This is a genomic window from Chroococcidiopsis sp. CCALA 051, from assembly GCF_003015105.1.
GTDB classification, from domain to species: Bacteria; Cyanobacteriota; Cyanobacteriia; order Cyanobacteriales; family Chroococcidiopsidaceae; genus Chroococcidiopsis; species Chroococcidiopsis thermalis.
Genome location: NZ_PYCI01000119.1, coordinates 1 through 21,829, shown reverse-complemented (window position 1 = coordinate 21,829; position 21,829 = coordinate 1). Strand labels below are relative to the sequence as shown.

Annotated in this window: 18 protein-coding genes; all 18 read left to right on the top strand. The window is 38.7% G+C overall.

Going from position 1 to position 21,829, the window contains the following annotated elements:
* Positions 1-785 precede the first annotated feature (785 nt).
* A complete protein-coding gene (gene hepC / locus C7Y66_RS23355; RefSeq protein ID WP_106547430.1) occupies positions 786-1,616 on the top strand; it encodes a heterocyst development glycosyltransferase HepC in 831 nt (276 codons plus the stop codon).
* A gap of 251 nt (positions 1,617-1,867) precedes the next feature.
* Positions 1,868-2,143, top strand: coding sequence for a hypothetical protein (locus tag C7Y66_RS23350; RefSeq protein WP_015154497.1), 276 nt, complete (start codon positions 1,868-1,870; stop codon positions 2,141-2,143).
* Positions 2,144-2,394: 251 nt separating this feature from the next.
* Positions 2,395-3,669: a glycosyltransferase family 4 protein gene (locus tag C7Y66_RS23345; RefSeq protein ID WP_015154498.1), complete on the top strand. Its 1,275-nt coding sequence runs from the start codon at positions 2,395-2,397 to the stop codon at positions 3,667-3,669.
* Between the two features lie 340 nt (positions 3,670-4,009).
* Complete coding sequence (gene hepA / locus C7Y66_RS23340; RefSeq protein ID WP_106547429.1) at positions 4,010-5,851, top strand: heterocyst formation ABC transporter subunit HepA; 1,842 nt, start codon at positions 4,010-4,012, stop codon at positions 5,849-5,851.
* A gap of 186 nt (positions 5,852-6,037) precedes the next feature.
* Complete coding sequence (locus C7Y66_RS23335; RefSeq protein ID WP_106547428.1) at positions 6,038-6,937, top strand: glycosyltransferase; 900 nt, start codon at positions 6,038-6,040, stop codon at positions 6,935-6,937.
* Positions 6,938-7,022: 85 nt separating this feature from the next.
* Positions 7,023-8,159: a dTDP-glucose 4,6-dehydratase gene (gene rfbB / locus C7Y66_RS23330; RefSeq protein ID WP_106547427.1), complete on the top strand. Its 1,137-nt coding sequence runs from the start codon at positions 7,023-7,025 to the stop codon at positions 8,157-8,159.
* Positions 8,160-8,366: 207 nt separating this feature from the next.
* Positions 8,367-9,608, top strand: coding sequence for a methionine adenosyltransferase (metK, locus tag C7Y66_RS23325; protein ID WP_106547426.1), 1,242 nt, complete (start codon positions 8,367-8,369; stop codon positions 9,606-9,608).
* Positions 9,605-10,621: a methylenetetrahydrofolate reductase gene (locus C7Y66_RS23320; RefSeq protein ID WP_106547425.1), complete on the top strand. Its 1,017-nt coding sequence runs from the start codon at positions 9,605-9,607 to the stop codon at positions 10,619-10,621. The genes metK and C7Y66_RS23320 overlap by 4 nt, the downstream gene beginning before the upstream one ends.
* Positions 10,618-11,676, top strand: coding sequence for a bifunctional 2-polyprenyl-6-hydroxyphenol methylase/3-demethylubiquinol 3-O-methyltransferase UbiG (locus tag C7Y66_RS23315; RefSeq protein ID WP_106547424.1), 1,059 nt, complete (start codon positions 10,618-10,620; stop codon positions 11,674-11,676). Before C7Y66_RS23320 ends, C7Y66_RS23315 begins: the two co-directional genes overlap by 4 nt.
* A gap of 165 nt (positions 11,677-11,841) precedes the next feature.
* Positions 11,842-12,684, top strand: coding sequence for a hypothetical protein (locus C7Y66_RS23310; protein ID WP_127023908.1), 843 nt, complete (start codon positions 11,842-11,844; stop codon positions 12,682-12,684).
* A 202-nt stretch (positions 12,685-12,886) separates the two neighbouring features.
* Positions 12,887-13,753 (top strand): glycosyltransferase, encoded by an 867-nt coding sequence (locus C7Y66_RS23305; RefSeq protein WP_106217076.1) that lies wholly within the window; start codon positions 12,887-12,889, stop codon positions 13,751-13,753.
* A 66-nt stretch (positions 13,754-13,819) separates the two neighbouring features.
* Positions 13,820-14,812 (top strand): SIS domain-containing protein, encoded by a 993-nt coding sequence (locus C7Y66_RS23300; RefSeq protein ID WP_106547431.1) that lies wholly within the window; start codon positions 13,820-13,822, stop codon positions 14,810-14,812.
* A gap of 36 nt (positions 14,813-14,848) precedes the next feature.
* Positions 14,849-15,625, top strand: coding sequence for a 3-deoxy-manno-octulosonate cytidylyltransferase (gene kdsB / locus C7Y66_RS23295; RefSeq protein WP_106547423.1), 777 nt, complete (start codon positions 14,849-14,851; stop codon positions 15,623-15,625).
* A gap of 99 nt (positions 15,626-15,724) precedes the next feature.
* Positions 15,725-17,215 (top strand): glycosyltransferase, encoded by a 1,491-nt coding sequence (locus C7Y66_RS23290; protein WP_233222814.1) that lies wholly within the window; start codon positions 15,725-15,727, stop codon positions 17,213-17,215.
* A gap of 59 nt (positions 17,216-17,274) precedes the next feature.
* Entirely contained in the window at positions 17,275-18,246 is a 972-nt protein-coding gene (locus C7Y66_RS23285) for a glycosyltransferase family 8 protein (RefSeq protein WP_015154510.1), read from the top strand.
* Positions 18,247-18,633: 387 nt separating this feature from the next.
* On the top strand, positions 18,634-19,485 hold the full coding sequence (kdsA, locus tag C7Y66_RS23280; RefSeq protein WP_106547421.1) for a 3-deoxy-8-phosphooctulonate synthase: 852 nt from the start codon (positions 18,634-18,636) through the stop codon (positions 19,483-19,485).
* Positions 19,472-20,005 carry an HAD family hydrolase gene (locus tag C7Y66_RS23275; protein WP_106547420.1) on the top strand — a complete coding sequence of 178 codons (534 nt, stop codon included), beginning with the start codon at positions 19,472-19,474 and terminating at the stop codon, positions 20,003-20,005. The genes kdsA and C7Y66_RS23275 overlap by 14 nt, the downstream gene beginning before the upstream one ends.
* A 5-nt stretch (positions 20,006-20,010) precedes the next feature.
* Positions 20,011-21,222, top strand: coding sequence for a polysialyltransferase family glycosyltransferase (locus tag C7Y66_RS23270; protein ID WP_106547419.1), 1,212 nt, complete (start codon positions 20,011-20,013; stop codon positions 21,220-21,222).
* Positions 21,223-21,829: the final 607 nt, after the last annotated feature.

Below are 21,829 nucleotides of genomic sequence, written 5' to 3'. Positions count from 1 at the left end.
ATGGATGACATTTGTAGGGGCGCGAGCGAGAAAGCGCCCCTACCAGACGTGTATTGCATCCAATTGAAAACCGCTATAGCTATTTTCAAGGTTTCCCCAATATAAATAATGTTTTCGGAGGTGCGCTGCATTAGCAATCGCTCTCTTGTTGAGAGTGATTAAAAAATATAAAGGTTGTTGAAATTACTACAAAGTAGCAATATTATTTATAGTTAACAGACGATTTTTCATACAAAAATACTACTAGCTTTAACTATGCGGAGTCTATTTACTACTGTCTATGAGGAAAAGTTCAGGGATATTATAGTATTTGAAGAGTAGTCTTGCCAAGCTAGTAATAAATTGATAGAATATAAATAATTAAAGTTTTGGTAGTTTTTATTTTAAAAATAATAGTTTATAAGAAATTCAGTTGTGACTCAACGATAAACTATTTTTTGTAAGCCAACAGGTAGACAAATCGAAAACTTAAAAGAGGTTCGGAGCTTGTAAGAAAGCTCGATATCTAGTCTGTTAGAGAAGACACTTAGAGTGCACTATACCGGACAAAGAGAATAGACTCTACGTGCTGAGTTCGAGCGAGCGCACTCTAATGAAAATAGATAACAACATATATTTAAATTGTGCAGCGAACGCTACTCAGAATTGACGAAAGCTTCACAATAAAGTCATTTTGCTAAGTCTGAAGATAGCAAAGTAGTAATCGCGGAAAGATTAGCGCAACAGATGATAAATCAACACCGCTTTTGAGCAACAGTTTTCATAGCCTTTATCGATACCTCACTATGCAAAATTCTGAATTGAACCTCGCTCTAAGAGTTTTAGATGGCTATTCTAGTGCCTCTCCTCTGAAGTACGGGCAAATAGAGAGTATAAGTCCCAACTATGAGGTGAAACTTCGGCAGGGACAGCTTTTAGTAAAGCTTGCTTCCAGTCAAGATCGTAGTAGTCTACTTTCATCTCGGGATCGACAGTTTTTGACTGAGTGGCTGCAATATTGTCCCGCGCGTTTAGTTCGCATAGATCCAGCTTTAGGTGCGATCGCGATCCAACTTTGGGCAGATGTCTGCAAGCAAACAGAGAAGGTGACTTTTTTACGAATTCCTCCCGCACAGGGACTTCGCAAACATCAACATCGGTTTAGCTGGTGGGTAAAACGAATAGTCGATCGCGTTATTGCTATTGTATTATTACTAACTCTTAGCCCAGTCTTTTTAGGGCTTTCCCTACTCATTTATTTTGACTCACCAGGGCGAATTTTTTCCTATCAATGGTGTGTTGGAGAAAGGGGCAAGCTGTTTCAGAGGATCGAATTCCGTACAACGGCTTCAAATTTGACAACGCAACACCATCAAACCACAAACGATCGGCAAGATCCAGATAAGTGTAATGATTTGCATGTTACAAGACTAGGTTGTTGGATACGTAAATATAGCTTGAATAAGCTGCCACAACTACTAAATGTGGTACGAGGCGACATGAGCTTTGTAGGTTCATCAGCTTACAGTTTAAAGGATGCTATAAGACTTGCTCCTGATAGCCAGAGGCAACTGAATGCACTACCAGGGATAATCGCTCTTTCCCATCTGAATTTTAACTTGTGGGCGAAAAAATAAGGAATAAAAGATAGTGGTAGGGAATTGGTTGAGGAGCTATTTGGTATGTTATTACTCCTTCAAACGAATTGAGTATTATCTAGCAAAGCGAATTGCCCGAGCTAAAGCAATATATTCCGGTTAAGAATAGCAAAATCTTGAAGAGTCTCTCACTGCCTGAAAAAAGGATAGGGATTTAGTCTTAACCAGAAGGTGTTGCAACCTAAAGATGTAGAACAGAAAATTATATTTTCGAGGAAGGTACATTAGGGATGAACCCCTTACAAGTAGCTGCTCTAAAACAGTTTCTGGTGAACAACCATTTTGTCTACAGCGAGTATAATGAGGATGCAGGTGCAGTCGTTTATACCTTCACTATCGATGTTTGGACAATGACTGTAGCTTACGGCGATGAATGTTATTACTGCCTCTATAACAATTTCACTGAAGAGTCATTTTGCGAAGATTTCGATAATGTATCCCTAGTTATGCGCGTGTACGACATGCTAAGTTTTTTGAAAGAAAATTTTCGACTTATACCTAGATAAGTGATAATAGATGATAATTCAAGGAGCTACACTATTTATGTCTATAAAGCGACCTATTGCAAAATAGATAACAATAGCTCCTAATTGGATTGATTGCGAGAGTGTTGTATAAGTTAGATTTTTGTTGTAATTGCCGATCGACGAATAGTATGAGTTGATGCGTGTCAGCAAATCAAAGTGTTCGGATATTTAAGAAAATTCATATCAGCACAACCCGTCAGTATGTAATAGATATTTACTTATAAAATCTAATGAACACTCTAGTTCTCAGTACTTTCGATCTTAATGGTGGAGCTGCTCGCGCTGCTTATCGCTTACATTTAGGTTTGCAAAGTGGTGGCTTGAACTCTAAAATGATGGTACAGTATAAGTCTAGTAATGATAAAACAGTTCTCGAACCTTCAAATAAGTTTGGGAAGTGGGTTAACAGATTGAGACCGAATCTGGATGGTCTACCATTGCAATTTTACCCCAAGCGTAACTGCAACATCTTTTCTTGTCAGTGGCTTCCAGACGCGCTCGAATCAAAATTAAAGCATCTCTGCCTTGACGTAATTAATCTTCATTGGAATTGTGGTGGCTATTTAAGTATTGAGAGCCTTGCTAAATTCAAATTACCTTTAGTCTGGACTATCCACGATATGTGGGCGTTTACTGGAGGTTGTCATTATAGTCAAGGCTGCGATCGCTATACTAGTTCTTGTGGATCTTGCTTCCAACTTCACAGCAATAATCCGCACGATCTCTCTCATTGGATATGGCAACGTAAAGCAAAAGCATGGAAAGAATTAGACTTAACCATTGTTGCTCCCAGTATTTGGTTAGCTAAATGTGCTAAATCAAGCTCTTTGTTTAAAGATCTGCGAATAGAAGTAATTCCTAATAGCTTAGATACTCAAAAGTACAAACCAGTCGAGCGAGGCGTAGCACGAGAAATCCTCAACCTGCCACAAGACAAGCAACTTATTCTCTTTGGTGCGGTAGAATCGACTAGCGAACCTAGAAAGGGTTTTCATCTACTTCAAGCTGCTCTACAAAAACTGAGTCAATCTGGATGGCAAGATACAGTAGAGCTAGTTGTTTTTGGTTCTTCTCAACCTGAAAATTCAGTTGAATTGGGTTTCAAGTCTCACTATTTAGGAAATTTTAGTGACGACCTTTCACTCGCACTAATTTATGCAGCAGCAGATGTTTTTGTGGCTCCATCAATTCAAGACAACTTACCAAATACTATAATGGAAGCGATTGCCTGTGGTACTCCATGCGTAGCTTTTAATATTGGTGGTATGCCCGATCTGATCGATCACCAAAAAAATGGTTACTTAGCTCAAAAATTGGAAGTCGAAAGTTTGGCTCGGGGTATTTCTTGGATACTGGAAGATAGCGATCGCTACCAAAATTTACGTCAATCTGCTCGTACAAAAGCAGAACAAGAGTTTTCTTTAGAAATACAAGCACGTCGTTATATAGAACTTTTTGCAAAAGTTATTGATGAAAATATTCGCGATCGGATTGCAATTGGATAAGGCTGAAATATAAACGTAAATAGTTTAATAATTTTCTACAAATATTTTAGTTTAATAAATTATTGATAGCTGATGGCTGAAGTTTCGTACTTTTCAAGAGTTTGTAATAATTGTATTTTTGTAAAACAATCTATGTATAGGAGCCGTAAAAGATTGGTTATTGGCAACAATAATGAGATATTTGTAATTCAAAAAGAAAGGCTAGATAAATTGACATAACTTAGAGCTTGAAAGTCTAGTACTATTTTTAAAACTACCAAGGAAAATTAATTGGTACAGTTCGCTCAATGAATGATTGAGGTAGATAGAGAAATAGTTTGAAACTTAAACGAGAAAGCACGTGGATCTTAAATTACCTACTCCGATTTCTACAATTTTGATGAGAACAAGCTTATGGCGAAATAACTACTTTATCTTACGAGAATTCAAGCACTTTCGTAAAATTGCTATATCAGCAATAATCTTTTCGTTATTTGCAGCAGTCTTTGAAGGAATTACGATTGGTTTTATCACGCTTTTTCTGCAAACGTTTACTACTCCTGATGCTTCACCAATTAAAATAGGAGTTGATTGGTTTGATCTTTGGGTTTTAGGGATAAACTCATCAGCTTCCAGCCGCCTTTATCGAGTAGCTATCTTAATTTTTCTCACTGTTTGGCTGCGTTTCAGCTTTGTATATCTAGGTAACTTCACAACTACGCTTGCCGAACTACATCTAGCAAATTGTATACGGAAACGGATTTTCGATCAGTTCCAAAAGCTAAGTTTGAGTTTTTTTCTGAAAAAGCGTGCAGGCGAGTTAATTAATAACATTTACGGCGAAGCTAACCAACTTAGATTAGCTGTTGGTGTGGCTTCTGCATTAATTTCTAAAGGCTTTACCTTATTAGTGTATACGCTATCGATGTTTTGGCTGTCTTGGCAACTGACAGTTATTTCGATTCTGATGTTTGTTCTACTAGCAACAGGTTTAGCTACACTAGTCAAACGGGTAAGAGAAGCTAGTTTTGAGGCTGTAACATCTACTCACCACTTCATGTCAATGGTAATGGAATATATTACCGGTGTTCGTACTGTTCAGGTGTTTGCGGCTTATGATTTTGAGTTTCAGCGGTTTAACAAAGCGACTACGGAATTGATGCGTACTCATGCTAAATCCGCAGCTGCCTCAGCACTAGTACAACCGATTACTGAAGCTGTAGCTAGTACTATTCTTCTAGTTATGCTAATTGCAGCAGTTGCAGTTTTTGTGGCAAGTGATAGGTTAGAAATAGCCTCACTACTAGCATTTTTATTTGTTTTATTACGGACTGCACCAGTGGTGGCACAGATCAATGCAGCTTGGGCGCATGTTAATAGCTTTCAAGGCTCATTAAATAGTATTAAGCAGCTCTTGAGAACTGATGATAAACCTTATTTACAAAATGGAACAATTCAATTTTTAGGATTAAAGCAATGCATTGAGTTTGTTGCTGTAGATTTTGCCTACAATCCTCATCAACTAGTGCTAAAAGATATCACTTTAACAATGAAGCGAGGACACATGACAGCATTAGTTGGTGCTTCTGGTGCGGGTAAGTCCACCATAGCGGATCTTCTTCCCCGTTTTTACGATCCTACAAGAGGCAAGATTCTGATTGATGGAGTCGATTTGCAAGATTTCGACATCAATACGTTGCGGCGTAAGATAGCTATGGTAAGCCAAGATACGTTTATTTTTAATACATCTGTCCGTAACAATATTGCTTACGCTATGGAAGATGTTGATGAAGCTGCGATTCAGAAAGCGGCTCAACTTGCTAATGCACTAGAGTTTATCCAAAACCTGCCTGAAGGTTTTGATACACAATTAGGAGATCGAGGAGTAAGGCTCTCTGGAGGTCAACGACAGCGGATTGCAATTGCTCGTGCCTTGTTGCGCAACCCAGAAATTCTGATCTTGGATGAAGCGACGAGTGCGTTAGACTCCGAAGCTGAGCGATTAATTCAGGAGTCTATAGAACAACTTGCTGTAGGTCGAACAGTAATTGCGATCGCTCATCGACTCTCTACAATTGTCCGTGCTGATAAGGTGGTCGTGCTAGAGCAGGGGCAAATTGTAGAGCAGGGAACATATAAAGAGTTATTAGAACGACGCGGTAAGCTTTGGAAGTATCATCAGATGCAACATCAGACGAATTGAACTCATACAGTTAAACTCACACAGTTAAACTCATACAAAATCAAATCTAGTGTTTGAGTAGGTAGAGTAGCAAGGCTATTTTTATTAAATAATGAGCAATAAAAACTTGAGTCTTGACTCAAAAAGAATAGGTCACAGCTTCTGAGAGAAAGCAACTACACTTGACTGAACAAAGGAACATAGCTGATGTCTAGTAGACGTGATGTAACATTTATCATTGTTTCCTACAATTCAGATAAAACATTGGGAGCATCAATTAATTCCTGTCTTGCATCTGTTCAAAAATACTATGCAAACACTGGAGCAGTTGTAGTTTATGACAATGCTTCTTCTGATAATTGCCCTCAAATCATTGATGACTTTGCTAACAGATATTCATCTATCTTTATAGGTATTAAAAGCAATGAAAACATAGGATTTGGTAAGGCTAACAATAAAGCCGTTCAACTTTCTCCTAGTAAGACATACTTTTTAATCAATCCCGACGTTGTATTTGAACCCGAGATCGTTAATACCTTAACTGCGACATTAAATTCAGCGAATGATATTGCAATCGTCTGTCCTAAACTTCTTTACCTAGATAAATCTATTCAGCCTTCGATCCGAAAATTCCCTTCCTTTACTTATTTTTTACTAAGGAATTTACTAGGTGAAAGATTACAGCAGCGTTTTTATCCATTCAAGTACTACTACGATATAGCACCAACTTTAGACAGCGCCGTTGAGGTTAACTGGGCTATTGGTGCTTTTATGGTTGTTTCACAAGATTATGTAGATAGATATGGTTTATTTGATGAAAGGTTTTTTCTTTACTTTGAAGATGTGAGTTTGTGCGTGGATGCATGGCTAAATGGATTTAGGGTAATCTTTCAACCTCAAGTTCACGCGCTACACATGTACCAGCGCGTAAGTACGAGTTCAAAATTCAATTACATGAAGTTACTACACACAGTTTCAGCATTGCGCTTCTTTGCAAAGTACAGACCATATAAGAAGAGGTGGCAATTACTAACTCATTTACTTGAGTTAAATTTGAGTTTCAAGTCTCCTTTTAGATTTCTACTATTAACAAGACGTTGGAGTTAACTAAATGATATCAATAGCTAGTAAGATTAGCGATCGCTTTGAGTGATGACATCCCAGAATTACGTATCTCCTTTGTAGAGGCATTATGAACGATCTCTTTAAATCTGAAAGACACGGATGCAGTGAGGAAACACCACAAACTGTATTGGTAACAGGTGGCGCTGGTTTTATTGGTGCAAACTTCATCCTCCAAGCTAGAGGAGCGCAATGGTATAACGTAGTTAATCTAGATAAGCTGACCTATGCCAGTAATTTACAAAATTTGACAGCTTTAGAAAACGATTCTGGATACCGTTTTGTTAGAGGTGATATTGGCGATCCAGAGTTGGTAAGTCATTTGTTAGAGCAATATCAACCTGATGCAGTCATTAACTTTGCTGCCGAAAGCCATGTCGATCGCTCAATCTTAAATCCCTTATCCTTTGCTCTGACTAATGTAACGGGTACGCTTCAGCTACTAGAAACTTGCCGAGCCTATTGGCAAAAATTATCACCCCACAAACAGGGGAGATTTCGCTTTTTGCAAGTGTCTACTGATGAAGTTTATGGCTCTTTGAGCATGACAGATCCACCCTTTTGCGAAGACAATCCTTACGAACCTAATAGTCCCTACGCAGCATCTAAAGCGGGAGCCGATCACTTCGTGCGGGCATACTACCATACGTATGGTTTACCTACCCTAATTACTAATTGCTCGAATAATTACGGTCCTCGCCAGTTTCCCGAAAAGCTGATTCCTTTAACGATTCTCAATGCTATGGAAGGACAGCTTTTGCCGATATACGGTGACGGGCAGAACATTAGAGACTGGCTGTACGTATCCGACCACTGTGAAGCTCTTCATCTCGTTCTACAACAGGGAAAAGTAGGTGAAACCTACTGTATTGGAGGTCAGAACGAACAAACAAACTTAATGGTTGTGGAAAAAATTTGTACGATTTTGGACGAATTGTTACCTAGCAAACCTAATTTTTCTCACTCTTCCTTAATTACTTTTGTTAAAGATCGACCAGGACACGATCGCCGATACGCGATCGACTGTACCAAAATGAATCGAGAGCTAGGCTGGAAACCAACCGAGAGTTTTGACAGTGGTTTACTAAAAACAGTGCAGTGGTATATTAATCATCCTCAGTGGGTAGAGCAGATCCGCACTGGAGCTTATCAAAGCTGGATCGAGCAAAATTACACCGATAGAACAGCTAACTACTTATCTGTGTAGCGATCGCAACACGAACGTAAGCCAACCGAACTTTTCTGTATCGACAAGTTTTAATTGCCCGTCCATAATCAAAACAATACATTATTTTTAAGTCGAACGGTAGTTAAAAATAACTGTACTTCTTGTATGCAATACTCGTAGATTTGAAGCGAGTGAGTACTGACAAGATGAAAATACTGGACTTGCATAAATTGGACTTGTATAAACATGGAGGCGTGCAATTTGAGCAGATATTTGTTCACATCAGAGTCTGTAACAGAGGGGCATCCTGACAAAATTTGCGATCAGATTTCGGATGCAATTCTGGATGCTCACTTAAGTCAAGATCCCACTAGTCGCGTGGCAGCAGAGGTAGTCGTCAATACTGGCTTAGTACTAGTAACAGGTGAAATCTCCTCAAAAGCAAAAGTGGATTACGTCAAACTAGTCCGACAAAAAATTGCTGAGATTGGTTACACTGATGCAAATAATGGTTTTTCTGCGAATAGCTGTTCGATATTAGTTGCTCTAGACGAACAGTCACCAGACATTGCTCAAGGGGTCAACAAAGCGCAGGAGTACGAGCAAGGTGATAGCGAAGATGATTGGAGTGCTATTGGCGCTGGCGATCAAGGAATCATGTTTGGCTATGCTTGCAAAGAAACTCCTGAGTTGATGCCACTGCCGATTAGTTTAGCTCATCGCCTTGCTCGGCAGTTGGCAAAGGTACGGAAAATTGGCAAGCTCTCGTACTTGCGCCCTGATGGTAAAACTCAAGTGACAGTTGTTTACGAGAATGGTCGTCCCGTAGGCATAGATACGATTCTAATTTCTACTCAACATTCAGAAGCAACAACCTTAGGAGAGATTTATCAAGGGTTGCTACTAGAAGTCGTCGAACCTGTATTTGCCGATCTTGATATTCAGATCGATAATTCCACTCGTTTTTTAGTCAATCCTACAGGCAAGTTTGTCATTGGTGGACCCCAGGGAGATTCTGGACTCACTGGACGCAAAATTATTGTCGATACTTACGGCGGCTACTCGCGGCACGGAGGTGGTGCTTTTTCGGGTAAAGATCCTACTAAAGTGGATCGATCGGCAAGTTATGCTTGTCGTTATGTAGCCAAAAATATTGTGGCTGCTGGCTTAGCCGATAAATGTGAAGTACAGCTCAGTTATGCGATCGGCATGAGCAAACCAGTGAGTATTTTGATTGATACCTTTGGAACGGGCAAACTACCTGAAGAAGACTTGCTCAATTTGGTCAATCAAAACTTCGATCTACGACCTGCTGGTTTAATTCATACCTTCAACATGCAAGGTTTACCTCAAGAACGCAACGGTCGTTTCTATCAAGATGTAGCTGCCTACGGTCACTTTGGTCGAATGGATTTGGATCTACCCTGGGAACGCTTGGACAAAGTTCCACAGTTGCAGCAAGCTATTACAGTTCAGATGTCAGCATGACCGAGCAATATATCACCGATCGCGACAGTCGCAACAGCTTCCGTACAGCAGTTAAATCGGGGGAGTTTTTAATCACTGCTGAGGTAACTCCTCCAAAAGGAAGCGATCCGACTCGGATGATAGAAGTGGCATTAGCTCTGAAAAATTGGGTTCACGCAGTTAACGTAACAGATGGTAGTCGCGCAGTTTTAAGAATGAGTCCTTTAGCTGCGGCAACGATTCTGTTGCAGCACGGAATTGAACCCATCTGTCAAATGACGTGCCGCGATCGCAATCAAATTGCGATCCAAGCCGATCTTATGGGGGCTAATGCTCTTGGCATTAACAATATCTTGGCTCTTACAGGCGATCCGGTAAAAGCGGGAGATCATGCCCAAGCTCGCAGCGTGTTCGATCTAGAAGCTGTCAGGCTCTTACAAACTATTACGAAACTCAATCAAGGATTTGATTATAACGGAAAAACTTTGTGTGACGGAGCAACACAAATATTTCCAGGGGCAGCAGTCGATCCACAACTTGCTAGTTGGTCAGGATTGCAAAGACGTTTTGAGCGTAAAGTCGCAGCAGGAGCGCAGTTTTTTCAAAGCCAAATGATTGTTGACTTTAGCCGCTTAGAGAAGTTTATGAGTCAAATTGCGGCTAAGTTTAACAAACCAATTTTAGCTGGAATTTTTTTACTGAAATCTGCAAAAAATGCTCAATTCATTAATCAATACGTTCCAGGCGTGAATATTCCCCAGGCAATAATTGCGCGGTTGGAACAAGCTACCGATCCATTACATGAAGGCATAGTCATTGCAGCAGAACAAGTACGATTAGCTCGTCAAGTATGCCAAGGCGTTCATATCATGGCGGTTAAACGAGAAGATTTGATTCCTCAGATTCTTGAAATGGCTGAAATTTCACCTCAAGGTCAATCCGTGCAGAATGTAGCAACTACTAAGATAGCTTTAGCAGAGCCACTACTACGCAGGAATAGCCACAACATAAATAATTTCCACACAAGGTTATGAATGCATCTACAACATTAATTCCCTCCACAACTTCGGTAGAGACAGAGGAAATATCTGCCTGTCCTAACTGTAGTAGCAAAAAACTAGAACTTTGGTGTAGGGCTTACGATAGACAGCACAAAAGTAGTCAGCAAGAATTTATATATTCTAGATGTAAAGAATGTAATTTAGTTTTCTTATCAGTCAGACCAGTAGAAACAGAAGTTTATAAATTTTACCCTGAGAATTACGGTCCATACCAAGGGACACTAAATCAGCGGCTACAACAAGATACAAATTTATCAAACGAGCGATCGCTTGGCGATCGGCAAAAATATCAATATGTTCGTAAAATTCTCAAAGCCTCATTCAATACTTCTAAAGCTAGTTTAAAAGCTCTACCTTTTAAGAATTTCATAAGGGAGATTCAAGAATTTTATCAACCCACAGGAGAAGCTGCAAAACTACTTGACTTTGGTTGTGGTTCAGCTCAATTTCTGAATGAAGCTCGCAAGCAAGGGTGGGATACTCTTGGTATGGACTTTTCAGAGCAAGCTGTAGAACAAGCTAGCCAAAATGGACATAAAGCCTTGCAGGTATCTCTAACAGTATGGAATGAAATAGAGGATGAATCCTTGGATTTTGTGAGAATGAACCACGTTCTAGAGCATCTTTATCATCCAAAACAAGTCTTAACGGCGATCGGACGAAAGATGAAACCAGGGGCTATACTACATATTGCAGTGCCAAATCCACATGGAATTTCATCTCAAGTTTTTCGTTCCCAATGGTGGGGCTTAGAATGTCCAAGACATATAATGCTCTACTCTCCCCCAGTCTTAAAAGATTTTCTCATTCAACTCGATTTTTCCAATTTTAAGGTTTTTCATGAATCGATTACAAAAGACTTTGCTAGAAGCTTAGGTTATTTTCTCTGCGATCGCGGTCGCATATCTTCTAACGAAGTTGAAACTATGATGCAACGCAAGTTTCTATCTGCTCAACTCTACATTCCTATGAAAATTGCAGCAATCTGTAAAGCAGCCGATCGATTCCATATCTTTGCAAAAAAGTAATCGCACGACTTTATGCTTTCACCTACAATTGCTTGGAAACCAGTCGGACACATTAATACACCTAGTTCAAGACTTCGATGCTTTTTACCATGCCAGTATTTAAGGAATAGAGGGTGGTCTTGCGAACTATTTAACTCTAAAAAGATCGATCGCTATCAATTAGTTGTGTTTCAAAAAACATATGATGAGGAAAATATAGCACTTGCAAAGTCCTTAAAAACTAGAGGTATAAAAACCGTATTTGACTTATGTGATAACTTGTTTGTTTATCCTGATACCGCAGATAGACAAAGAGAAAAATTACTCCAAAGCATGATTGATGCTGTAGATGCAGTATCCGTTTCAACTCCAGAAGTTGAAAAGTTAATTCATAGTAAAAAGACGCGAGTTATTGATGATGCTATTGATGAACCTCAAATAAATTCTCTGATTAATTTTTGTTTTAAACGTAAGAACTATTTTAGAAATTCTACTGAGAAGCAATTTAAAGTAGTTTGGTATGGTAGTGCAGGATTAGAAAATCCTCCCTACGGCATAGTCGATCTACCTAGCGTGTTACCATTTCTAAATGAGTTACACTCTACATTACCAGTAAGCTTAACTGTAATCAGTAGCTCTGAAACTCTTTTTAAGAAATATGTGAATGGAGTTTCATTCCCCGTAAAATATTATAACTGGAAAAAAGCTACATTCCAATATTTGTTCAAACAACATGACGTATGTATCATCCCAATTAATATTAATCCTTTTACGATTTGCAAATCAAACAATCGGCTAATTTTGTCTCTTCTGTTAGGGGTTCCTGTTATTGCAGATAAGATTCCTAGCTATGAAGAGTTTCGCGATTTTATTTTATTTTCTGACTGGCAGAATAGTTTATACACTTATGCAACAAATAAAGAGTTACGGCATCAACACATTGCTCAAGCACAAAAATACATTAGCATGAAGTACAATAAAGATAGAGTTATATCACAATGGTCTTCTTTGTTTCAAGCACTCTTATAATTTTTTGCTTTCAAAGCATTATATAAAGAATATAAAAAACAAATTTTAGAAAACATGTATTTCAATCTAATAAATTGTTAAAGCATAAATTACTATCAATCTAGAATAAATCTTTACAATTTTTAGGTCACTATAGATTTATTAAGCATTGCATGGTTTTTTCAAACTCAATTTATTCAAGCTCTAGTAAAGAGAGTCTATTATGACACAAGATGAGCGAGTAAGAGTTTTTGTTGGCTCTGGTGAAGCAAGTCTTTTGGAGCGTAAAACCCTGATTCATTCCCTTCGTAAAAATACCCGAAAACCTCTCGATGTTTATGTTTTTAATGGGACGCACAACTCAATTGAATTAAATGACGGAGAACCTTTTCTAGCTCCAATGTCTTTAAAGGTTAAATATCAAAATATAACTGAATTTAGTCTTTACCGCTATTTAATTCCAGAAATTTGTAATTTTCAAGGTAAGGCAATTTATCTCGATTCGGATACTATTTGTCTTACAGATATTGGGACACTCTTTGAAACTCCTGTATCAGATTACGATTTTCTAGCAAAAAAAGATGCTTATGCTGGAACCGATCTCTGGGGACTTAGCGTTATGCTAATTAACTGCGATAAGTGCCGATTCGATCTTGAATTAATTCTAGATGAAATCGATCGCAGCTTCTATTCTATGACAGATTTTACAGGTATGAGTCAGGCTTTTCTAGAGCGTCATTCCTATAGAATTGCTGCACTCGATCCTCATTGGAATGTTTTTGACTATTGGGATCGACGCACTCATCTGATCCACTATACAAATCTCCACACTCAACCGTGGAAGTATCAAAATCATCCTTACGGTGAGTTATGGTTTGACTATTTTAAAGAAGCTCTGGAATCTGGCTACATTACTGTAGAGGATATCAAATTGAGTATAGATAGAGGCTATGTCAGACGCAATTTATTAAAAGGTAACTTCTCAGCGGTAGGAAGTTCGGTAAATTTTCTCAAAAAAGCTTTTCACTTCATGAAGCCACTGCTTGCAGAAAATCGGAGACGACTTGGCGTTTTTAATCAGCCAGCTTAACTTGTCCTCTCTCAAACTTGTACTCTCTCAAATCTCATATGGGCTTTTTATAGCCGCAGGTTAATGATGCAACAAATATTGAGTCAGCCTTACCTCAAACAAGTTACCGAACTCCTGAAATTAGAAGCGGAAGCGATCGCTCGTGTGGCGCATCGGCTTCAGTCGGAACAGGTCGAACAAGCAGTACAGCTATTGGCTAATTGTCAAGGCAAAGTCGTGGCGATCGGTGTTGGCAAGTCAGGAATTGTGGCACGAAAAATTGCAGCTACCCTCACTAGCACGGGGATACTAGCAGTTTACTTGCACCCGTCTGATGCTCTGCATGGAGATATAGGAATTGTTTCTGCTGGGGATGTCGCTATAATTCTGAGTAACAGTGGAGAGACAGACGAGATACTAGACATACTACCATATCTTAAATATCGACAGATCCCTTTCATTGCCTTGGTTGGCAATCTCAAGTCAACCCTCGCTCGTAGTGCCGATGTTGCATTGGATACATCTGTTGACAAAGAGGCTTGTCCTTTCAACTTAGCACCGACAACGAGTACTACAGTTTCCTTAGCACTTGGGGATGCATTGGCAATGACACTGATCCAAGTTAAGGGTTTCACTTCACAAGATTTTGCTTTCAATCATCCCGCAGGACGCTTAGGCAAACGTCTAACTTTAAGAGTTTGCGATCTGATGCATGGTGGTTCGGATAATCCCAAAGTCGTACCACAAGCATCTTGGTTTGAAGTGCTGCGTGCGATTAGTGAAGGTGGTCTTGGCGCGGTGAATGTCGTTGATGGTACAGGATATCTAGTCGGCATTATCACAGATGGAGACTTACGGCGTTGGTTGCAGAAGGTCAGCCTTACTAATATAGAGACGCTAAGCGCAGGGACGATGATGACAAGCAATCCAACGGTAGTTTCTGCCGATCTCCTTGCTTATGAAGCACTGCAACTAATGGAAAACCGACCTCAGCAGCTTTCCGTGTTACCAGTGGTCGATCGAGAACAGCAATGCCTTGGTCTGCTGAGGTTGCATGATATTGTGCGTAGCGGTCTCTAAAAACTGCTTGATGTTTCGCTTCTGGGAATAGTTGAAATGAAAATTTTGGCAGTGATTCCAGCTCGTTACAACTCACAGCGCTTTCCTGGTAAACCCTTGGTAAAGATTGGCGATCGCCCCATGCTGCAATGGGTTTATGAAGCGGCAATCAGTTGTCCTTCATTTAGTCAAGTTGTGGTAGCTACGGATAATGCAGATATAGCAGAGTGCGTGTGGAGTTTTGGCGGTGTTGTGGAGATGACTCGTACTGACCATGCTACAGGGACAGACCGAGTCGCGGAGGTAGCGGAACGTTATCCTGAGATGACTGCGATCGCTAACGTTCAGGGCGATCAACCGTTCGTCACTCCGCAAATGCTAACACAGCTAGTCAAACCTTATTTGCGCGGTGACTCGCCAGACATGACCACTCTAGCTTGTCCTCTAGCAGAGAAAGACTACGGCGATCCTAACGCGGTTAAGGTACTATGCGATCGTCGCGATCGCGCTCTTTATTTCTCTCGTGCGCCAATACCTTACTATCGCAACCATAAACCAGCACCCGTCTTTCATCATCTGGGACTCTATGCTTTCAGGCGTGATTTTTTAGCAAAGTATACCAAATTAGCGCCTACACCACTAGAAGATTGTGAAGGGTTAGAGCAACTACGTGTTTTAGAGCATGGTTATCGAATTACTGTCTGCCACACTCAAACATCTACAACTGAAATCAATACGCCAGAGGATCTGTTACAGGTTCAGGTATTGCTAGCTAAAAAAGCCATTCCAGTTCAGACTGATGCAATCAAAGCCAAAATTTTAGAGGCTGAATAAATGAGTTCTAGTAAAACAATTAAAGTTCTGACACTGTCAAAGTACTATCCTCGTGACAATGGTTTTATACCTGAGAACCAAAGCAACATTTATGCTTGCATGGACCCACCTGTTGAAGCTATTGAAGCAGGGAAGGCGATCGCTCTACCTCATGGTAAGTTTAAGATCGATCTAATTTTAAAACAGTTACCGTCTGGGTGGTGGCCCGATCTAGTTTCCATCAGTTCGACTCTAATGTTGGTACAGAATCCACCGATCCCTGTGGGAATTCCTAGCTTAACTTGTCCATCAGTGATGAAGCTAATTGATAGCCATCATATGCCTCGCCCAATTCAAAACTTGATTGAGTACGCTAAGTTGGTGGGCTGTCAATATCATTGGACGGGCTATACTCGCCATCACATTCATTTTTTTGTTGAAGCTGGTTTACCGAATGTATTTTGGATGCCAGGAGCAATCTCAATTCCTCCTTATGTACCAGAATCGGTGAAAGACAAAACTTACGATGTAATCTTTCGAGGTGCTGTAGATAGCAACCACTACCATCGTCGTGAATTCTTAAAGTTTTTACAGGAAGCCGAAATAAATGTAGATTTTAGCGGAAGTCCTTATGCAGAATGTTTGGATATATACGTTCAGTCCAAAATCGTGCTGAATTGTAGTTTAAATGGAGATCTGAATCGACGGGTTTATGAAGTACTCATGGTAGGAGGTTTTTTACTAACCGATCGCCTCGCTCTACAATCTGGTCTACCTTTGCTATTTCAAGAAGGAGTACATTTAGAGTGTTACGGCTCCAAGCAAGAACTACTCGACAAGATAAAATACTACCTCAGTCATCCTGATGCGGCAGCAGAGATTGCCCGACAAGGGCATGAACTATTTATGGCAAAATATCACCCTGAAATTCTTGTAGAAAAATTTAATCAAATCGTTTTTGATGGCAAAAGTATTCCATCTATTTTTTCAGCTCAAGATGATGTAAGAGTTAGTCATATTTTTAACAGAACAATTAATACAAATAATCTGTATTCAAGATTAAAGGTTTATGAATTACTACAGGAAGTCCACAGATTAAACTTTGAAATCGATCTGCTTTATTACAAAGGTAAAAATGAATTGCTAATTGCAGATTTATCCGACTTGCCTAAATTTCAGATTACGTCGGTCGATTCATCACAAGAGCTTGCTAATACTACAAAAGATTTTGAAGTAATCATAATAGACCTACCTAATGAAGTTTCAGATTTAGAGCATCTGATCGAGCAACTCAACCCATGTCTATCTGGCTGTAGTTTATTTCTAGCTTTAGGTAGTTCTTCTAGTATAAAACAAAAAAAATTGAATTCGTTGCTCAAATCCAAAGGATTAGTACCTACTCAATTTGTCGAGAGAGACAACCGCACTTATCTAGCTTATCAACGGCAGTTTGAAGAAAATCAAACTTTATCCCGAACGAAAAAGCTTAACTTAGAATTGTTCCGCTATTCTGATATAGAAGACTATAATAATCCTCTGAACAACAGTTCTGGTGGGATCAAGCAATTAGTTAAAAATTTAGTTCATACAATTAATATGAGGAAAGGCTAAATGAGTGAAGTACATACACCTACGCGATCGTCAGAAAATTAACTATTAAGGATAATACAATGATTTCTTCAGATACAGAATCTATTGTAGTCGTATGTGCTGCTGATAATAATTATGTAATTCCATTATCGGTGACGCTCAAATCTATACTTGTAAATCTTAAAACTTCACAAAGAATAACTTGTTTTGTAATTGATGGTGGTATTCAAGAAGTTAATAAACAGAAAATATTAAAATCGCTGGACTCACAACAAATTATGATTGAATGGTTGCAGCCTACTGACGCTATTCTCAGTAAAGTGAAAGTTTCAGGTCATGTGACGGTTGCAACTTACTATCGGTTACTTATTCCCGATCTATTACCGCAGCATATCGAGAAGGTAATTTATTTAGACTGTGACTTAGTTGTCAACGAAGATTTACAAAAATTATGGGCTATAGAGATTGACAACAGCTATCTACTAGCAGTTCAAGATATGGGAATACGTGAAGTATCAAATCCTCGCGGTGGACTTCATAACTATCAAGAATTAGGAATTCCTCCTCATTCCAAGTATTTAAACGCTGGGGTGATGGTATTTAACTTGGAAAAGTGGCGAACAGAAAATATCAGCACCCAAGCTATTGAGTATCTTGAGCAGAATAAAGAACATGTTTTAAACTGGGATCAAGATGGAGTAAATGCAGTTCTTGCAGGTAAATGGAGAGAACTCGATCCACGGTGGAATCAAACTCCTAGCGTGTATAAATATCGATCGTGGAAAGACAGTCCTTTTACTGAAGAGATGTATAAATCTGTGATTCAACAGCCTTATATTGTTCATTTTGCAACCGCTATCAAGCCTTGGCATTACTACTGCGAACATCCAGCTAAAGATTTGTTCTTTCAGTATCTCGATATGACATCTTGGTCGGGTTGGCGACCTAAAAAACCATTGAAGTACATAATAAGGTTAGGCTTACGACGATTTAGAGAAAACATAAAATCTCTGCTCAAGAGTTTTGCATGGCATCTATCTCTTTCACGGTAATTAGAAACCTTACGTGCATCAAATTAGCTCAAGCGAGTACATCGAGTTGTTGTCTATGTTCAGATTCGAGCGCTTGAGAAGTATTTTTAATGCTCGGATAAAAAAACTGAACTTTTCCATATCGACAAACTTCTGCGATTAAATCAGCATATAGATATTGCAGGTGTTCATTTTTAGCGACTTCTTTTAGTTTAAAAGTCAATTCATTTAGGGTGAACTTTGGTTGTAAGCATGAATTTAAACTACATATAACAGTTACGCTTAAATTACTATTTAGTTATAAAAAAACGCAAGTATTAATTTTTTTAAGGTGTTACCTTTTGAAACGAAGAATGGATATCACCTAGAAAATTTGTCTAATCGCTATCTAAAAAAAGAGAGCAGTTTATGGCTTGTACACAAATTACAGACACACTTTCAATTGGTGATGGCTATCCATTAACTCTAATTGGTGGTCCTTGCGTTATTGAGTCAGAATATTTTACCTTAAAAATGGCAGAAAAAATTCGCCAAATATGCGATCGCTTGGGTATTTCTTTTGTATTTAAATCTTCTTTTGATAAAGCAAATCGTACATCGTTAGACTCATTTCGAGGTCATTCTCTAGAGGCAGGGCTAGAAATTTTGCAACTGGTCAAAGATAGAATCGGAGTGCCGACTTTGACAGACATTCACGAAAGTTATCAAGCGGCAACTGTAGCTGAGGTTGTTGACGTGTTGCAAATTCCGGCTTTTCTCTGCCGTCAAACGGATTTGTTACTTGCAGCAGCTGCTACGGGTCGAGCTATTAATGTCAAAAAAGGTCAGTTTCTCGCTCCTTGGGATATGAAACATGTCATTAGCAAACTAGAAGCTGGTGGGACAAAGCGTATTCTATTAACCGAGCGAGGTACGAGCTTTGGTTACAACAGTCTAGTGGTAGATTTTCGCTCCTTGCCTCAATTGCGGAGTTTTAATTATCCTGTTGTCTTCGATGCCACCCATAGCGTGCAATTACCAGGAGGACAAGGTAGCAAATCAGGAGGGCAAAGGCAATTCATTCCCTACTTAGCGAGAGCAGCAGCGGCTGTTGGTATCGATGCACTGTTTATGGAAATTCATGCCAACCCTGACTTAGCGCCTAGCGATGGACCAAACATGATCCCTTTAGTAAATCTCGAACATATTCTTAAACAAATACTATGTGTCCGTGCCGGTTTAGAAGTTGCTAGCCAACCTGAATTCAATGCTAAAAATTAGTGAGCCTGAGCTGCAATCGCGTCTATTAAAGATTAAGCTTCTAGCACTAGATGTAGATGGCGTGTTGACAGATGGTGGTCTTTATTACACAGAGAGTGGAGAAGAACTCAAGAAGTTCAACATCAAAGATGGTCAAGGATTGAAGAAATTGATGCAATTTGGTGTAGAAGTAGCTATAATCTCAGCTAACTCTTCAAAGTCAACACTCCAGCGAACTCAAAAATTAGGAATTACTCATAGTTTTATTAATGTAGAAGATAAGTTGTCTGTCCTCAAAGATTTGTGCTTACAACTAAGCATATCTTTGTCTGAAGTTGCTTATGTTGGGGATGATGACAACGACCTTCCAGTATTACAAGCGGTAGGGTGTCCTTTTACAGTTGCTGATGCCATGCCTGAGAACAAAGCTCGCGCTATATACGTTACTAAAAAGTCTGGTGGACAAGGTGCAGTTAGAGAAATCTGCGACCTTTTGATAAACTCTCGTTTAAACTTCAAAAATCAGTTTATTTGTGCTTGAAGAAGATGTACACTCCAACAAAGCTAAAGCGACTTGTGGCTTGCCAGGGTAGCATTCAACTCATCACGGCTCTATCAGCGCTGACTTGCCGAGAGAAAGAGCAACAAGGTACGAATGTTGAATATGATAACTACTTAGTGATTTACGACCTTAGAACTCCTGAAAATCAGAGTAATACATTTGCTAATTTCATCAAAAAGATGGCAGAAGAAGTCTGCACTTGGCAGAAAATTGTGTATATCCAGCCCGAGCAAATGCAAGCACTCCAGGCAAAACTAAATCTTGTGAGGCTAAATCTTTCAAATATTCAGCAAGTCTTCTCTTTAGTTCACAAATTAACTGGTATTTCATCTGCTGATGAAATTTATCTGAGTAAAAACTACGATATCTGGGATCGACTTTTACTAAATGTTTATGAATCGGCTAAAAAAATCTGCTATGGAGATAGTATTGGATTATATCTTTCAGCTTCTTCTACTGTTCTTCAAGTTGAACCGAGAAGTTTAAATTATAAATTAAAGCGATTATTAAAATCATTTATATCTACCAAAAACTCGATCGACGAAATAAATTTTGATGTTGGTTATTTCACAATATCTAATTTTAATACTTTGAGCGCGTCTCCTCCTATGAAAGTGGTTACGGTAAACAAAGCAGTTACCCTTAATATTTTCCAAAGATTAAGAGGAGTTGTCGGAAAGGTCGTAGACTCAGATTACATTAATAACCTGCATACAAAGCTCGTAAACAACTCTGTATCCATTTTACTGACCTCAAATTTTTCTGAGGCAACTAGAATGTCTGAGGAAAATGAAATTAGTGCATATCAAAAGTTCCTTAAAATTCATAAACGAGAAGATAATACAATTTTGATAATCAAGCCACATCCAAGAGATAGCGCAGTTAAAATAGAAAAATTACAATATAGCCTAAATAGACTCTTTTCAGAAGTCATAGTGATTTCTGAGCTAAGTTGGTTTTTTCTCCCTTTTGAACTCTTTTTAATGGAAGTATTTTTGGATCGAAACTTAGTCCCTCATTGCGATATAAAAATATTTGCATTTAGTTCTGCTTGTTTATCGTTAAAATTTCTTTTTAATCTTCCTTGCATTATCGGTTTTGGCAGTGAGATTACACATCAATCATTCTATGACGAACAAGTCAATAAAAGAATACAGCATGAATTAGAGCTTAATTACTTACTTCAACAGATATAGGGCGATCGCCCCATTAAATTTAAGATTAGTCATGCAATCTATTGTATTCTTCAAGACTTCTTCTATCATTCTAAAAGACTATGGAAATAAGCAAAAGAATTAACTCGACAAAAGCAGGTGGTATACGCGAACAATTGAATTACTTTCGATATGCCTTAATTCTATACTGCTTGATAGTTATATTTGTAATTCCATTTAAATCTTTTTTTCCACATGCCAAACTATTTTTACCAATAATTGCTTTTATTTTAATTTTACAACTTATTGTTTATAAGACCAAGATAAAGCTTATAGACACTATAATTGTGTGTTTGATTTTAATAGCTTCTTCATTACCAGTGTCATCTTTGGTTTTATTTAGATACACGCTACCTATATGTTTTATTCTGATTGGTTTTAATGATAATAAACCTACATTACTTAAACGAAACTATCTTACTATATTATATTGGATTTGTTTACCTTCAATTCTTTATCAACTAGTTGTATATAGAAATCAGTTTTTTGATGGTGTAGCGAGGATTACCTTAAGTGTTGGAGATCACAACATATCGGGATTATTTATGTTGCTATTTTTCTTCTTTTGTTATAAAAATAAATTTAGGAT

Excerpts from the sequence above, each read along its gene's own strand:
- rfbB (WP_106547427.1), top strand. The coding sequence starts at position 7,023 with ATGAACGATCTCTTTAAATCTGAAAGACACGGATGCAGTGAGGAAACA.
- C7Y66_RS23335 (WP_106547428.1), top strand. The coding sequence starts at position 6,038 with ATGTCTAGTAGACGTGATGTAACATTTATCATTGTTTCCTACAATTCA.
- C7Y66_RS23270 (WP_106547419.1), top strand. The coding sequence starts at position 20,011 with ATGTACACTCCAACAAAGCTAAAGCGACTTGTGGCTTGCCAGGGTAGC.
- C7Y66_RS23300 (WP_106547431.1), top strand. The coding sequence starts at position 13,820 with ATGCAACAAATATTGAGTCAGCCTTACCTCAAACAAGTTACCGAACTC.
- hepC (WP_106547430.1), top strand. The coding sequence starts at position 786 with ATGCAAAATTCTGAATTGAACCTCGCTCTAAGAGTTTTAGATGGCTAT.
- C7Y66_RS23285 (WP_015154510.1), top strand. The coding sequence starts at position 17,275 with ATGATTTCTTCAGATACAGAATCTATTGTAGTCGTATGTGCTGCTGAT.
- C7Y66_RS23290 (WP_233222814.1), top strand. The coding sequence starts at position 15,725 with ATGGACCCACCTGTTGAAGCTATTGAAGCAGGGAAGGCGATCGCTCTA.
- kdsB (WP_106547423.1), top strand. The coding sequence starts at position 14,849 with ATGAAAATTTTGGCAGTGATTCCAGCTCGTTACAACTCACAGCGCTTT.
- kdsA (WP_106547421.1), top strand. The coding sequence starts at position 18,634 with ATGGCTTGTACACAAATTACAGACACACTTTCAATTGGTGATGGCTAT.
- C7Y66_RS23320 (WP_106547425.1), top strand. The coding sequence starts at position 9,605 with ATGACCGAGCAATATATCACCGATCGCGACAGTCGCAACAGCTTCCGT.
- C7Y66_RS23315 (WP_106547424.1), top strand. The coding sequence starts at position 10,618 with ATGAATGCATCTACAACATTAATTCCCTCCACAACTTCGGTAGAGACA.
- C7Y66_RS23345 (WP_015154498.1), top strand. The coding sequence starts at position 2,395 with ATGAACACTCTAGTTCTCAGTACTTTCGATCTTAATGGTGGAGCTGCT.
- C7Y66_RS23350 (WP_015154497.1), top strand. The coding sequence starts at position 1,868 with ATGAACCCCTTACAAGTAGCTGCTCTAAAACAGTTTCTGGTGAACAAC.
- metK (WP_106547426.1), top strand. The coding sequence starts at position 8,367 with ATGGAGGCGTGCAATTTGAGCAGATATTTGTTCACATCAGAGTCTGTA.
- C7Y66_RS23305 (WP_106217076.1), top strand. The coding sequence starts at position 12,887 with ATGACACAAGATGAGCGAGTAAGAGTTTTTGTTGGCTCTGGTGAAGCA.
- C7Y66_RS23275 (WP_106547420.1), top strand. The coding sequence starts at position 19,472 with ATGCTAAAAATTAGTGAGCCTGAGCTGCAATCGCGTCTATTAAAGATT.